The sequence below is a fragment of the Flavobacterium psychrophilum DSM 3660 = ATCC 49418 genome (assembly GCF_002217405.1).
Taxonomy (GTDB): Bacteria; Bacteroidota; Bacteroidia; order Flavobacteriales; family Flavobacteriaceae; genus Flavobacterium; species Flavobacterium psychrophilum.
Genome location: NZ_MUHE01000016.1, coordinates 1,828 through 17,161 on the forward strand (window position 1 = coordinate 1,828; position 15,334 = coordinate 17,161).

Annotated in this window: 12 protein-coding genes; 1 reads left to right on the forward strand and 11 read right to left on the reverse strand. The window is 33.8% G+C overall.

Annotation, left to right across the window (positions count from 1 at the left end; genetic code table 11):
* Positions 1–159: 159 nt before the first annotated feature.
* From B0A57_RS05175 to B0A57_RS05205, 6 genes are all read right to left on the reverse strand, one after another.
* Complete coding sequence (locus B0A57_RS05175; protein ID WP_034099358.1) at positions 160–1,854, reverse strand: tetratricopeptide repeat protein; 1,695 nt, start codon at positions 1,852–1,854, stop codon at positions 160–162.
* Positions 1,855–1,862: 8 nt separating this feature from the next.
* The gene (locus tag B0A57_RS05180; RefSeq protein ID WP_011964296.1) at positions 1,863–2,771 is read right to left on the reverse strand and encodes a PstS family phosphate ABC transporter substrate-binding protein; all 909 of its coding nucleotides are present in this window, start codon (positions 2,769–2,771) and stop codon (positions 1,863–1,865) included.
* A 226-nt stretch (positions 2,772–2,997) separates the two neighbouring features.
* Positions 2,998–3,816, reverse strand: coding sequence for an energy transducer TonB (locus B0A57_RS05190; RefSeq protein ID WP_034099362.1), 819 nt, complete (start codon positions 3,814–3,816; stop codon positions 2,998–3,000).
* Between the two features lie 31 nt (positions 3,817–3,847).
* On the reverse strand, positions 3,848–4,390 hold the full coding sequence (locus B0A57_RS05195; RefSeq protein ID WP_011964298.1) for an ExbD/TolR family protein: 543 nt from the start codon (positions 4,388–4,390) through the stop codon (positions 3,848–3,850).
* 19 nt (positions 4,391–4,409) lie between these two features.
* Positions 4,410–5,024: an ExbD/TolR family protein gene (locus tag B0A57_RS05200; RefSeq protein WP_011964299.1), complete on the reverse strand. Its 615-nt coding sequence runs from the start codon at positions 5,022–5,024 to the stop codon at positions 4,410–4,412.
* A 65-nt stretch (positions 5,025–5,089) separates the two neighbouring features.
* Complete coding sequence (locus tag B0A57_RS05205; RefSeq protein WP_034099364.1) at positions 5,090–5,908, reverse strand: MotA/TolQ/ExbB proton channel family protein; 819 nt, start codon at positions 5,906–5,908, stop codon at positions 5,090–5,092.
* Between the two features lie 389 nt (positions 5,909–6,297).
* Between B0A57_RS05205 and B0A57_RS05210 the strand changes: the two genes are divergently transcribed.
* Positions 6,298–7,803 (forward strand): helicase HerA-like domain-containing protein, encoded by a 1,506-nt coding sequence (locus B0A57_RS05210; protein ID WP_011964301.1) that lies wholly within the window; start codon positions 6,298–6,300, stop codon positions 7,801–7,803.
* 150 nt (positions 7,804–7,953) lie between these two features.
* Here the strand turns inward: B0A57_RS05210 and B0A57_RS05215 are convergent, their stop codons facing one another.
* The 5 genes from B0A57_RS05215 to B0A57_RS05235 all read right to left on the reverse strand — a co-directional run bounded on the left by B0A57_RS05215 (position 7,954) and on the right by B0A57_RS05235 (position 15,059).
* On the reverse strand, positions 7,954–9,297 hold the full coding sequence (locus B0A57_RS05215) for an FAD-dependent oxidoreductase (RefSeq protein WP_011964302.1): 1,344 nt from the start codon (positions 9,295–9,297) through the stop codon (positions 7,954–7,956).
* An 86-nt stretch (positions 9,298–9,383) separates the two neighbouring features.
* Positions 9,384–11,768 (reverse strand): penicillin acylase family protein, encoded by a 2,385-nt coding sequence (locus B0A57_RS05220; protein WP_038466988.1) that lies wholly within the window; start codon positions 11,766–11,768, stop codon positions 9,384–9,386.
* A gap of 76 nt (positions 11,769–11,844) precedes the next feature.
* Positions 11,845–12,927: an agmatinase family protein gene (locus B0A57_RS05225; RefSeq protein ID WP_034099366.1), complete on the reverse strand. Its 1,083-nt coding sequence runs from the start codon at positions 12,925–12,927 to the stop codon at positions 11,845–11,847.
* A 40-nt stretch (positions 12,928–12,967) separates the two neighbouring features.
* Positions 12,968–14,245: a kynureninase gene (gene kynU / locus B0A57_RS05230; RefSeq protein WP_034099368.1), complete on the reverse strand. Its 1,278-nt coding sequence runs from the start codon at positions 14,243–14,245 to the stop codon at positions 12,968–12,970.
* Between the two features lie 694 nt (positions 14,246–14,939).
* Entirely contained in the window at positions 14,940–15,059 is a 120-nt protein-coding gene (locus B0A57_RS05235; RefSeq protein WP_227141945.1) for a transposase, read from the reverse strand.
* Positions 15,060–15,334: the final 275 nt, after the last annotated feature.

Genomic DNA, 15,334 nt, shown 5'->3' on the forward strand with positions numbered 1-15,334 from the left:
ATTATGAGATTCCTCGTTCCTCGGAATGACAACATCCTCAATAAATATTCCAGTGTTTTTAAAGATAAATTGGTATAATTTTCAAGAATGACTGAAAGTTTCGCTCATAAAAAAACCGTCTCGTTTTAGGAACAAGACGGTTTTATGAGTTTTAGTGAATTATTTTAGTCCTTTTTGAATATTTAAACTATCTGAATTTGTTGGTTCTAGAACTAAGGCTTTTGCGATATATTCTGTTGCTTTTATTTTATCCTTTTTGTTGTGCAATGCCAAGTTTTGGTAAGCTTCTACAAACTTTGTTTTGTTTGCTGGCTTGTCTAGTTCGATTGCTCCTTTTTCGTTTACTACTCGAATATAGTCTTCGTAACTTTTTGCCATTTGCTCTTTTGCTACGACATCGTTTTGCATTAAACTGTTTACTCGTGCTCTATATATATACGCGTCTTGGGTTGTTGGCGATGCAATTGATACATTATCGAATGCTTTGTCTGCTTTTCTGAGTGCTACAATATCGATTTTGCTTGATTCTTTATCTGAGTTATCAAAATATAACGCATATCCTAAGTAGAAATTATCGTATAAATAATTTTTAGAATTTGGGTTAGATGTTGCTACTTCATATATTGCTGCAGCGTGTTTGTATTGTTTTTGTTCGAAATACTTTTTTCCAATTTCGTTTAAATCATTTGCCATTGGCTTATCTAGATCGACTGCTTTACGGAAATTGGCTACGGCTGTTTGAAACAAGGCCTCGTTTATTACTGATTTTGTTTCTGGTGCTACTGGTGCTGGTGTTGCATTTCTTAGTTGTGCCAAACCTAAATACAAATAATCACGACCAATGATTTTGTTTGTTGGGTTTGATGTGTAATCTGTTAGGGCTTTTATTGCACCATCTGCATTTCCGTTTTCGTATAAAGCATACCCTAAATAACGAAATATTCGTGGGTTTACTTTGTCTAGTTTTTTCATTTCTTCAGCTTCTTTTTCAAGTGCCTTGTAATCTTTTGCTAAGATTAAAAATTCTGCATGGCGAAAACGTGATACTAGTGAGTAGTCTGTTAAGGTCATGTATTTTTCGTAATATTCTAATCCTTTTGCGGTATATTCTTTGTATTTTGTTTTGTCGTTAGTTCCCCATTGATAATAGGTTTCTGCTAATTCACGATATACTGGTCCGTAGTTTGAATCGATGGCTACCACACCGTCTAATGCAGATTTTGCTTCAGCAAATGCTTTTGCTCCTTTTAACAAAACACCTAATTGCATTTTTGCTCTTATTAGGGTTGGGTCTGCTACAAATGCGTTACTGTAAGCGGCATAAGCATCGTTTTGATTTCTATCTCCATAATAAGCATCGCCTAAAGCCATTTGTGTTTGTGCATCATTTGGATTTATAGCTTTTGCCCTTGTTAAATTAGCAATTGCTTTTTTAAAATCTGGCTTTTCTGCATTTGTAAATGCTTTTCCGATATAAATAAATTGTTCTATATCTTTCTTTTTGATGTCTTTTGTGGCTTGATCGAAGTTAAATTGAGCAGCTTCAACATTACCGCTATTCAAATCTAATTGTCCCAATCCAATATAATTAAAGCTTGCAAATTCTTTTGCTGCCAATCCTTTTTGAAAAAAGATTTTAGCAGAATCCTGCTGGCTTTGTTGTAAGTAAACGCTACCGAGTAAAAATGCGATTTTTCCGTTATCTGGTTTTGTTTGTATGGCAGTTTTTAAAATAGATTTTGCTTTTTCGTACTGCTCTCCATCGATAGCTTTTTTAGCTAATTCAACTTCTTGTGCGTAAGAGGAAAGGCTAAAGGCTACTAATGTAATGCTCAAAAATTTAACTTTATTCATTTTGTTATTTATTTTTTAGTTATTTCTTTTCGGATTATAAGATTTCTGTTTGGTATTTTAGCGGGAACGAGACCTGATTTTAAAATAATCCGTTGTCCTATTTCTCCTGATACAAAGGATGCAAAACCCATGCCTAAACCTGAGAAAGGTTGGTAATTTAACATTTTTATTTCTCGAGTAAGCGGATAAAAGCCAGTAGCTATGTTGTCTTGACTTGGTTTTACGAAAGATTTAGTTTTTAAAGATTTGACACTTAAAACCTTAACTGCACCTACCTTTTCTTTCATTTTTGTAGATGGTTGCAACAACCAATTTACGCCTACAATTCCAATCATTCCTTCATTTTTAGCTACAAACTCAATCACTTCATTGTTGGTTTGAAAAGAAAATATTTTTTGTTTTGGCAAATCATTAATTTTTGCCAATTCTTTAATGTAACGAACTGTACTTGAGTTTGGATTATCGAAAACCAAGCCTTTAAAATTGCTCTGGTCTTTTCCTTGCACAAAAGCAATCACTTTTTCTAAATCGATAAGCGTATCCTTGTTGCTCTTGAATGAAATAAAAGCAATGGCATCCGTTGCAAGTGGAGTAATTCTAGGTGTTATTTTTTTAATTTTAAAAATTTCAGCTTCATTTTCTGTTAGTTCTCTAGACAAAACAGCCAATTGTTGCTTGTTTTTAGATAGTATTTGTACGATCTCTGATTCTGATTTTGCAACTAATGTAATTGTTGCATTGTATTGGTTTTCGAAAACTTGCTTTTGGTCATCTATGATTGGAAGCAAAGTTTCGTCTACAAGAATCGTGGCTTCTCCTCTTAGGATAGTTTCTTCTTGTTTCTTTCCTTTTTTATCGCATGAAAACACTACAATAAAGAGGAAGCTTATTAGAACTAATAGATTAGTTTTTCTCATGACTCTGATTTTTGAAAGAAACGAATAAATCGTAAAAAAGCATATACAATAACTATAATCCCTAAGACTATTCGGTAACCATTAGACATGCTAAGTGGTAATCCTTTCCAAAAGATTACAGCCAAGCCAAATGACAAATACAAACAGAAAAATAATATTCCTATAACGAGAAGAAATCGCTCTTTGAGCGATTTCTTCTTGGTGTTATTTATGCTTTTATTATGCATTATTCTCCTGCTGTTATACTTAGATTTATTGGCAATATACAATTAGTTCTAACTGGTTTTCCGTTCTGAATACCTGGAGTCCATTTAGGCCCTTTTCGAAGAACTCTTATTGCTTCTTCTTTAGTACCGTAACCTAAGTCTCTAATTACTTCGATATCCGTTAAACTTCCGTCTTTTTCTACAACAAATTTAACAATTACTTTACCGTTAAGATCTGAGCTTAGTTTACTTGCTATATCGTCAGTATTAAAATTCTTTTTAATAAAACCTCCAAATTTATCCATACCCCCTGGATACCCTGGTTGTACTTCTATACCAGCAGAGTTGTAAATAGTATTGTCTACAATCTCAGCGTCTTTTTCTCCATCGCCAGTTGGTTGATCTATTACAATTTTTGCGTCATTATCTCCTTTTTGGTCTTTAGCGGCAATGTTTTTGTCTTTAAGCTCGTCGATGGTTTTTATTTCCTCTACTACTCTTTCTTTAGCCACAACTTTAGGAGCAACGAATTTTACTTCATCAATCTTTGGTTTGGGTGGTTCTGGTGGTGGTGGTGGTGGTTTTAGAGGGTCTACTTTTGGCTTTTCTATGTTTACCAAAACTACTTTCTCATCTAATGTACTTTTAGTTTCACTAGCTGGAATCATATCGAGAAGCATTGGCAAACCTATTGCAAAAGCAAAAACAAATGCACCACCAAATAATGCTTTCACAGATGTTTTAGGATTCTCTTTACGCAACTCATAAGCACCATACTTTTTGTTACGTCCTTCGAAAACTAAATCTAACCACTGTGATTTGAATATATCTAATTTCATATTTCTTATTATTGGGTTAAACCTTAACCTATTATTTGTCTAGTAAAGACACTTCCTCTTTTGTAATATCTACAATTGCATAAGTTTTTACTTTACAAATAGCCATTTCGTCAAGAATATCAACTAAATTTCTGTAAGTCGATTTTTTGCTTGGCTTGATAATTACAATTAATCCTTTTTTTGGATCTCCAGTTTCAGCAATTACAGATTTAACTCTAGCTAAAAGTTCTTTACGAATTCCTTCTTTACCATAAGTTACTTGTTCTGGACCAGCCAAAGGAGTTACAAATTGCCCTAAATACCATTTAACCTTATCATTTTCTCCTAAAAGAATGGTTAAGGATCTGTTATCAGCAACAAGCACATTCTCTACAGGCTCATTATCTTTTTGCTTATCCGGCATACCTAAATCCATAGATTGAGGTTTGTTTAGCGAAGTGGTAAGCATAAAGAATGTGATTAATAAGAAAGCCAAATCTACCATTGCAGTTAAATCTACACGTGAGTTTCCTTTTTTACTTCTTACTTTTTTATCACCTTTTCCACCGCCGTCGCCAGTATTTAATTCTGCCATCGTTGTATTTTTTTAAATATTAAAAATCGTCCCCGCGCAATCCAGTCACTAAATTAAAACTGTTTATTTGCTGGTCTTGTAAAATATCCATTACTTTTTTAATTTGAGGATATTCTTGTTTTGCATCACCTTTTATAGCTACTTTAAGTTGCGCACCTGCAATTTCTGCCGTTGCAGTTCTTGCATTAAAAATCCATTCCTTCAACTGATTATCTAGAGAATCTTTAGGGATTCCTGATTGCAAATTTTTCTGATTTCTTTCGGCACTACTCTTAGCAATTAGACTTTTTAATTGCGCCATTGGCACTCCAAAACCGTCCATTTGTGAGAATCTGTTCATTTCATCTGGAGTAAATGTCATACCGTATTTAGTACCCATTAGCTCAAGTGTTCTTTTTCTAACTTCTTTCCCTGTTACTCCAAAAAAAACTTTACCGTTACCTACTGTTAACATTGCTAAATCTTTTTCAGGCAGTTTTGTTTGCACTGTAGAACTAGGAGTATCAACTGGTAATGGCTCTGGCTGCTTTGCGGTTGCGGTCAAGATAAAGAAAGTAAGCAAAAGGAAGGCTACGTCACACATTGCTGTCATGTCGATAGCGGCTGCCTTTTTTTGCGATTTTGCTTTAGCCATAATTTTATTTTTATGTATAACGAAGAAAGAAAACTTATTTCTTTCTTCGTTATACTATTTTTATATTATTTTACGCTTCCTTTGAAACGTCTGTAAGTATTTACAATTGTATTTGCTGCTTCATCTATTGAATAAGTTAATGTATCAATTTTTGAAGTAAAGAAGTTGTAAACGATAATTGCCAATGCAGAAGTAGAGATACCTGTTGCAGTATTAATAAGCGCCTCAGAAATACCATTTGCAAGCTCAGCAGAATCTGCTCCACCACCACCTGCTAACCCAGCAAATGCTTTAATCATACCCGTTACAGTCCCCAAAAGACCTGCAAGAGTTCCTAACGACACTAATGTAGAGATGATTGTTAAATTTTTCTCTAACATTGGCATTTCAAGAGAAGTAACCTCTTCTATTTCTTTGTGAATAGTTTCTGTAGCATCTTCACTACTAAATCCTTCTGCTTTTACTGCCTGATATTTTACCAAACCTGCTTTTATAGTATTTGCAACTGATCCTTTTTGTTTGTCGCAAGCATCGATAGCTCCGTCAATATCTCCTGAAGTAACACTTGCTTGTACTTTTTTCATAAACGCATCTAAATTACCTTTTCCAGCAGCTTTAGATATAACCATAAATCTTTCGATTCCGAAAACAACAACCATTAACAATAACCCCATCAAAACTGGTACAATTGGACCTCCATTATATACCATTGCACGGTAATTTCCTGGCAGTGGCGTTCCTCCAGAAATTCCTCCAGCAAAATTTGCTCCTGACCCCATTACAAATTTCCAAGTTAACCATCCAACCACAATACATGATACGATAACTACTCCTGAGAATACATCTCCTCCATTTGAACTACTTTCTTTTTTAACGTTTGCCATTTTTGTAAAATTTAAATTTCTTAATTGATTATAATTTCTTTGTAATTATTAAATAGTGAACGCAAATTTAATTTTTTAGTTCTAATAAAAAAACTTTTTTGAAACTTTCTAATCATCCATAACAATAATATGTCATTGAAAATATTTTAAAAAAAGAATTAAACACAAAAAAAAACCTAAAATAAACTAAAAATTAAATATTTAATATAAAAATAGCTTATTTTATGTGATAATTATAAAATAAACAAGAATAAAATATATTTTAGATAATTTATAAAAAAGCAAATACTTCCTGTATCTAATAACAAAAATTAAGCCGTTTTTAAAGAAAAGTAAAATAGTTTTATTAGATCAAAAATTAATAACTTGCACTTCTTTAAATACATATAATGAGTACGGCAGAAAATTTCAAAACACAAATAACCGAAGGTTACGCTTGCAAAGGCGACAGTATTATTCTTGGCGGCGCTATGCTAGAGGGCGAAGCGTTAGATCTTCACGTTTCAATCCCACTAAAAACCTTAAACCGTCACGGACTAATTGCTGGTGCAACTGGAACTGGAAAAACAAAAACGATTCAGGTTTTATCTGAACAACTGGCTCAAAAAGGAATTCCAGTACTTATGATGGATATAAAAGGTGATTTTTCGGGTGTGGCAAAAGCAGGCGAAGAAAAACCATTTATAACCGAAAGACATACTAAAATAAACATTCCCTTCTCGCCAAAAGCTTTTTCAGTCGAATTATTATCGCTTTCGGCACAAGAAGGCGTTCGCTTGCGCGCTACAGTGTCGGAATTTGGCCCTGTATTATTTTCTAGAATTTTAGATTTAAATGATACGCAGGCTGGTGTAATATCTGTTATTTTTAAATATTGTGATGACAAAAAAATGCCTCTTTTAGACTTGAAAGACATTAAAAAAGTTATGAATTATATTACCGAAGAGGGAAAAGATGAAATATCAGAAGAGTATGGTAAAATTTCGACTTCGACAACGGGAACTATTTTAAGAAAAATAATCGAATTAGAACAACAAGGCGCAACAACATTCTTTGGCGAAAAATCTTTCGAAATAGATGATTTGATGCGTATTGACCAAAATGGTCACGGGTATATAAATATTGTTCGTCTAACCGATATTCAAGACAAACCTAAATTATTTTCGACATTTATGTTGAATCTTTTGGCAGAAATATACCATCAAATGCCAGAAAAAGGAGATCTAGAGCAACCTGAATTGGTCATTTTTATTGATGAAGCGCACCTTTTATTTAATGAGGCTAGTAAAACATTATTAGACCAGATAGAAACCATCATCAAACTGATTCGATCTAAAGGTGTTGGCGTTTATTTTATTACGCAAAACCCAATGGATATTCCCAAAGGCGTTTTAGCACAATTGGGCTTAAAAATTCAGCATGCCTTAAGGGCTTTTACTGCCAATGACAGGCAGGCGATAAACCAAACCGCCGATAATTATCCGACTTCGGAGTTTTACAAAACCGAAGAATTACTAACCGCTCTTGGAATTGGAGAGGCTCTAGTAACCGCTTTAAATGAAAAAGGAATTCCTACGCCGCTGGCCGCTACGATGATGCGCGCCCCTGAAAGCAGAATGGATGTTTTGACAGAAAATGAAATTTCAGACATAAATTCGAAATCGAAATTAGTAGCAAAATATTCGGAAGAAATAGATCGTGAAAGTGCTTACGAGATTCTGACTAAAAAAATGGAAGAAATATCTGAAGAAGTTTCCGAAAAAGAGGACAAAAAAAATGCTAGTAGAGAACCTAGTACTGCAAGTGTGGTTGGAAAATCTGTATTGAAAGTAGTTACCAGCGCTAGCTTTATAAGAGGCGCTTTTAGTGTTTTGATGAAAGTTTTGAGGAAATAATTTCGATAGCAAAAATCATTTTCAATTGTAATATTCGAAAAATTGTAATTCATACGAGTTATAATCACAATTCAATATGAGGAACGAAAAATCTCATAATCTGATTCGATTTATGAGATTTTTCGTTCGTCGCAATGACAAAATACGTGTTTATTTGGAATTTAGTAATTGAATGATTTTATGCTCAATTTCTTCTGTTTCCCAATTTGTTTCGATATTTTCTATTTTAAGAATTTCTTGCATAATGGTTTCTTGAAAATCGCCAATGGCAAGTGCTTCTGAATATGGTCGTGTTGAAAAAGTGACTCTGTCGTATAAAGGAATCCATTTTTCTGGATATTTTGAGGCAAACCATCTTTCGATTTTCTTTTGAAGCAAGAACTTCTCATTGGCCGTTTTTGTACTCATTTCCATAAAATTTCGATAGGAAAGTTCGGCAATTGCATCTGCATCTGGTTTTCGTGATTTTTCATATTCGGAAAAAATTGTTTTCCAATCGTTTCCATATTCTTGCATCATTTGATACAGAATTGTAATATCTTCAAAACCTGCATTCATTCCTTGCCCGTAAAACGGGACAATGGCGTGAGCGGCATCGCCAATTAGGGCTACTTTGTCGCTGTAAGTCCAAGGGAAACATTTCATAGTTACCAACGTACTGGTTGGGTTTTTAAAAAAATCTTCGGCTAAATCTGGGATTACATCAACTGTATCTGGTAAATTTTCTGCAAAAAAAGCTTCTACTTTTTGTCTGTTATCTAATGATGCAAAGGAATTTTCCCCTTCAAAAGGCATAAAAAGTGTGCAAGTAAAACTTCCGTCGAGATTAGGCAATGCGATGAGCATGTATTTTCCTCGTGGCCAAATATGCAATGAGTGTTTGTCTAACTTATAACTACCATCGGGATTAGCGGGAATATGCAATTCTTTGTAGCCTGTATTTAAGAAATCTTGCGAATAGTTAAACATGCTTTGGCGTTGCATACGGTGGCGGATTCTAGAGAAAGCCCCATCGGCACCAAAAACCATGTCGTAACTTACATTAGTCCATTCGCCACGTTCGGTTTCACCCATTTGCAGGGTAGCATCGGTCAGGTTTACGTCCCAAATTTTTTGTTCGAAAAAGAATTCGGCACCCGCTTCTTCTGCTAAATCGATCATTTTACGATTAAGAACGCCTCGAGAAATAGAATAAATACATTCTCCTTGCAAGCCGTAATGTTGAAAATTTAATTGATTGCCAATGTGAATTGCTCGTTTTTCCATGGCAATGGCAATATGACGCACTTTGTCGCCTACACCAGCACCATCGAGTGCGTTCCAGCCACGATTTGACATTGCCAAATTGATGGATCTTCCAGAAAATTGAATGGTTCTAATATCTGGACTTCGGTCATAAACATGAACAGTATGGCCTTCTTTTTTGAGATATATTGCCAATAAAGATCCTACTAAACCTGATCCTACAATGGCAATTTTTTGAGATTTCTGCATTAAATAATTATAAATTACGAATTAAAATTACCCATAAGAATGGTTCTTTTTAATTATGATTTTAATGTTTGCAAAGATGCGGCTATTTATTTAGCTTTGAAAATCAATTTAGTAGAAGTTTTTATGATTTCTTCTTTATTGAGTTTCATTTTTCTGAATTTTCCTTGCAAATACATTTCGGCTTGGTCGTTATAATGTGTACTCATTGGGTTTCCAGACTGCCCTGTTGGCAAGATACTCCAGCTGTTTTCTATGTCAGAAAAATCGATAATTCGTCGGGTTGATGGCCCTGCTTTTACAATATGTTGTGCTTCGTCCGAATAATCGAACATGGTGTTGTTTATGACTTCGTTTGTTCCTGAAATAGAAAATTTTCCAACATTAAAAAACGGTTTAAATAAAGCCACACTTCCTAGTGGATGTTTGTATTCTACTTTGTGTACTTTGTTCCAAGTCCAAGAATTTACATCGTTTCCTAGTTGGTTATTTAAACTCGAAATGGCTTGTTTGAATGACATATTCAATATATCACTTCGGGTTTCTTTTTTGCTCTTTGTATGAATATTATCCCACCAAGGCGAATTTATATTTTTGGTTTGAAAAGCAATACTTTGCTTCATAATATGGGTTTTCAAGAATTGTTTGAATGAGATTTCGCCCATTTCGTCTTGATACGTATTTTTTAAATAAAAATAAAGCCACTTGGTGTAAATAGTTGGAGCAACATCGATTAGTTGGTTGGTTCCTTTCCAGTTTTTTAATAAATTAATTGCTGCTTTTTCTTGGCTTGAAAGATTTTTATTATTGATAACTAATAACATTGTTTTTACTGTTTCTATTGAAACTGGCGACGTATTATCGTTTGTCATTTTGCTTACCTCTTCTTTACTCCAATTGCTTTTATTGTCTAATAAATTTGTAATTCTTCTGGCCCTATCTTCTGGCAAATAATAGCCTGGATAGTTGTAACCATCAATCGCTTCGGGCATATTATTTGAAGAATATACATAATTCCAACTGGGATTTATTGCCGATGGATTTTTAGCATACTCTAAAAACTTTTTTTTATCATCGATACCATTTGTACCATTTAAAATAAGATTGGCATTAACTCCTTTTTCTAATTTGTATAATTTCCCAGAAGTAAACCAAGCAATATTGTTTTTCGCATCGCCATACATAATATTAAGTCCTGGTGCTACGATATAGGAAACACCTTTTTGAAATTGGGTCATGTTTTTAGCATGGCTCAAACTGTAAACTGCATCGAGAATTTTGTTGGGTTGTTGGGTATAAATCCAAGAGAAAGATACGGGTTTTTGGTTTTTAAAATTGTCTATTAAATCATTTATAATTGGCCCGTGTTGTGTTTCTTTTACATTTAATATTATTGATGTAGAATCTTTAACTTTTATGGTTTTGGTTCTAATTTTATAATTTTGGAAACCAGTAACTGTTTTGTATTGATTTTCGTTTTTCGGATTGTTTTCTTCTTCAAACAAATCGGCATCATCGTTTTCGAACATTGTTATTCCGTAAGCATAATCGCGATTGTGACCTAATAAAGGAAAAGGTGTTCCTGCAAGATAATAACCATACATTTCAGTTTCTGGACAGGAAATATGTGCTTCGTACCATGTTCCTGGTTGCGAATATTCGATGTGTGGGTCATTACAAAATAATACTTTCCCTGTTTTTGTTTTCTTAGGCGAAAGGACCCAACTATTGCTGCCAATAAATGGTGGCACTGGAGAATTTTCTAATAATGTAGTTATAGATTTTGAAATTTCGATATATTGTTGTGTTTTTTCTTTTGAAATTTTTATTCTTGTAGTGTTTAACGAATAATCTATTCCTAAGTCTTTTAGATATTCTTCTCCATATTTATTTTTAATATCGGTGAGTAAAGGGTCTGTTTTTTGAGCCATTGCAAAACTGAAGGCCATGTATCCAAAGGTATTATAAACATCTTTCAAGGTAAATTTTTCTTTTTTAATACCTAAAATATTAAACTCGATTGGTGTTTTTCCGTTTTCGAGATATTGGTTTACGCCGTCTAGATAAGCCATTGCCATTTGGTATGGTTTTCCGTTTTTGTTTAAGGTTGCGATTGCTTTTTCGGAATTTTCATTGATCCCTAAACCTATAAAAAATTTATCGTTTTTAAGCGCTCTAGTTCCAAATATTTCAGCTAATTTTCCTGGTGCAATACGACGAATGAGTTCCATTTGCCACAATCTGTCCTGCGCATGAACGTAACCTAGGGCTGTCATTGCATCTTTCTGATTGGCCGCATAAATATGTGGTACGCCATAATCATCAAAATAAACAGTTGTTTCTTTTGATATGTTTTTTATAAATAATTCGCCTTCGTAGTTTGGTTTTGTGCTTAATAAATATCCATATAATAAAACTGCTATGAAAGCTATGAATAAAACAAAAACAAACAGGATTTTTTTAAACTTTTTCATTTGATATATATTAATTTACCAAATATAAAAAAGACGAATGTAAAATTCGTCCTTTTTTATAAAATCTATAAATTATTTACTTCTTGTTAAAGTAGATTTTCTCCCCAACATTCATTCCGTTATTTTTGGCTAACATGCCACACATGTGATACAACATTCTTGCTCCAACGTTTCCGTCCCAATCATCATCTTCGCTTGGTGCGACTTCTACTAGATCGAAACCAATAATGTTTTTTCCGCTATTTGCTAATTTGCTTAATAAATATGTAGCTTGTTCGAAAGAAAAGCCTCCCGGAACTGGGGTTCCTGTATTAGGGCAATACCAAGAATACATGCCATCTATATCGAAAGAAACGGTTACATTTTGTGGTAAGGCCGCAATGATATCGTCGCATTGTTGTTGCCACGTTTTACCTTCAAAAGTTTGGGCTTTCATATCCATGTCGGTATGAACTACAACACGGTTAGACTGTGCTATTTGCACTTCTTGCTCGCAAAAATCACGAATTCCTACTTGTACAATTTTTGAAATTTGAGGAATTTGTAAAGCATTATACATGATTGAAGCGTGGGAATAAGTAAATCCTTCGTAGGCAATACGCAAATCCATGTGGGCATCAAGGTGCAAAATCCCAAAATTGTCGTGAATAGTTGCTAATGCCTGATAATATCCTAATGGTGTAGAATGATCCCCGCCTAATAGGACAACTTTTTTTCCTTTTTTAATCCAATGCAAAACACGTTCTTTTACCTCGGTATGCAATTCGGCACAAGCTTTATTTATTTTATCTAAATCAGCCTTTAATACTGGCACGCTTTCTATTATTTCTCCGTTTTCTAATGCTTCAATAATAGGTTGTGCAAAGCTTTTGTATTTATCTGAATTCTTTTTCCAATGTGCTGGCACTTGGTCATAATACATTCCTAGTTTCCATAATTCTGGAAACTCTTGGTGTTGCAAATCGACTTGAAATGAAGCCTCTAAAATAGCTTCTGGCCCTTCTGATGTGCCTGCGCCGTAACTTACCGTTACTTCCCATGGTACTGGAATTATAATAATCTCGCTTTCTTCGGCTGTAAATGGTAATCCGAAAATGGTAGCATCTGCTAATCCTGGTTGCGATGGATCGAAAGATTCTATTTTTTGTTGTTTATTCATTTTTTTGATATTCTAAGCTCTAAAAGTATAAAAAGTTTAATTAATTTTCTAAAATTCCTTTTTTTAATATTTGTCCAAAATTGTACATATCTTCAAAAGAGCAATACAAAGGAACTGGCGCTAAGCGAATTACATTAGGTTCACGCCAATCTGTAACAACCCCGTTTTTCATTAAATAATCGAATAAAGAACGTCCTTCTCCGTGCAAGAACACTGAGAGCTGACAAGCTCTTTCTTCCTGATTAGTTGGTGTTAAAATTTCGAAATGGCCTTTTACTTCTTTGTCTATTTCGTGGAGAATAAATTCTAAATAAGCTGTAATTTGATTTCTTTTTGTGATTAATTTCTCTATTCCAACTTCCGCAAACATTTCTACTGATGCTAAATATGGAGCCAATGAAAGAATTGGCAAATTACTTATTTGCCAACCATCGGCACCATGAACTGGATCGAAAGTAGGTTCCATCTTGAAACGTCGTTCTTTGTTGTGCCCCCACCAACCTGCAAACCTAGGCAAGTTTGAATCGTTATGGTGCTTTTCGTGCACGAAGCATCCTGATGCGTTTCCTGGCCCTGAATTCATATATTTATAAGAACACCAAGCCGCAAAATCGACATTCCAATCGTGCAATTCTAGTTTGATGTTTCCTGCGGCATGAGCCAAATCGAAACCAACTTTAGCCCCTTGTTTGTGTCCTGCTTCGGTAATGGTTTTCATATCGAAAACTTGTCCTGTATAATAATTTACGCCTCCAAATAAGACTAATGCTAATTCGTCTCCTACCGCTTCTATTTTAGATAAAATATCTTCTAGCCGTATATTATGTTCGCCTTCTCTTCTTTTTATTTCGACAATTGCATCTTCTGGTTTATAACCATGAAAGTTTACTTGACTCTGAAACATATATTGGTCTGACGGGAAAGCTTTTTCTTCGCAAATAATCTTATATCGTTTTTTTGTAGGACGATAAAAGGAAACCATAAGCAAGTGAAGATTTACTGTAAGGGTGTTCATTACTGTTACTTCCAATGGTTTTGCACCAACAATTTTGCTTAAAGGATTGGCAAAACGTTCCTGATAATCCCACCATGGTTTGTCTGCGTAAAAGTGCCCTTCGACAGCGAGGTTTGCCCAATCGTTCATCACTTCATCTACATAATTTCTGGCAGATTTAGGTTGTAATCCTAATGAATTTCCTGTAAAATAAATAACGTTTTTACCCTCGTGTTGCGGAAAGATAAATTCGTTTTTATATTCTTTTAGCTCGTCTTGATTGTCTAATTGCTGTGCGAATTCTAATGTATTTTGAAAAATCATGATTTGTTTTTTAATTTTGTAAAAATAAGTAAAATTATTTCATCAAAAGAACGAAATTTTATTGAAGCATGTAAAGAGGTTACTATTGTGCAATCGCATTTACACATCAAATTTACGGGAATAAAAACTCACCAAGCAGTCTTGTTGTAAAGAAAAAAGAATTAATCTTACCTATTTAGTCATTCCTTAAAAACCCGCTATTTTGAATTTTTAGATCTATTAAAAAAAATATTTAGAACTTAAAAATTAGAAACAAGGAGCTATTTGCACTTTGATTTGGGTATATCTCATTTTTAGATTATATCCTACACCTAATAAATGTGCATTATGAATATCTACAGTCACACCTTTAAGGAAGTTTAAACCCAAAACGTGGTTTCTTTTTGGATAATGACCAAAATAAGCCTCTCGTAAATTTTGTTTGAGTACTCTTTTATAAGCTCATATTTGCTTAACTACTTATATTCCAATTGTTTTAAATTAATTATCAATCAATTCTTTGCTGATTTTACATCGTTAGAAAAGTGATGTTTTTCTCTTAAACTGTGATATTTATTTGAGCTTATTTTTCGTTTTTTGCCTTTGAATGCAGTACTACACTTTGATTCAACAAAAATTCTAAACCATCGTCTTTTAAGCGTCTCCTAAAGTGTACAAACTCCCTTGAATCGAAAGGGTGTTTGGTTTGAAAGGATTATTCTCCTGTAAAATATTGCCAATAGGTATTCTCAATCCAACGTTCCACAACGGATTCGTCACTTTCGTTAAACATTCCTTTTAGCATCAGTAAACCTACAGTTTTTTTAATAGGAATTGAGCATCTTCCTTACTCGGAATATAAATTCTAGAACTCCAACTCTATTTTATCCCAAGAAACCTCATTAGCTAATTTTACCAACGGACGCCCAAGATTTATAAAATCTGTAGCCTTGTTTAAAATAAGTTTTGCTGCAAATCGAGTTTTATTTTTCCTAACATATTGCCCCTTTTTTTATGCCTAAATATATACCTTTTGGTAATTTTACAGAAACTTTTTGACTAGCATTTAACCACAATTTATTAATATTTATACCAATTTAGCTTTAAAAA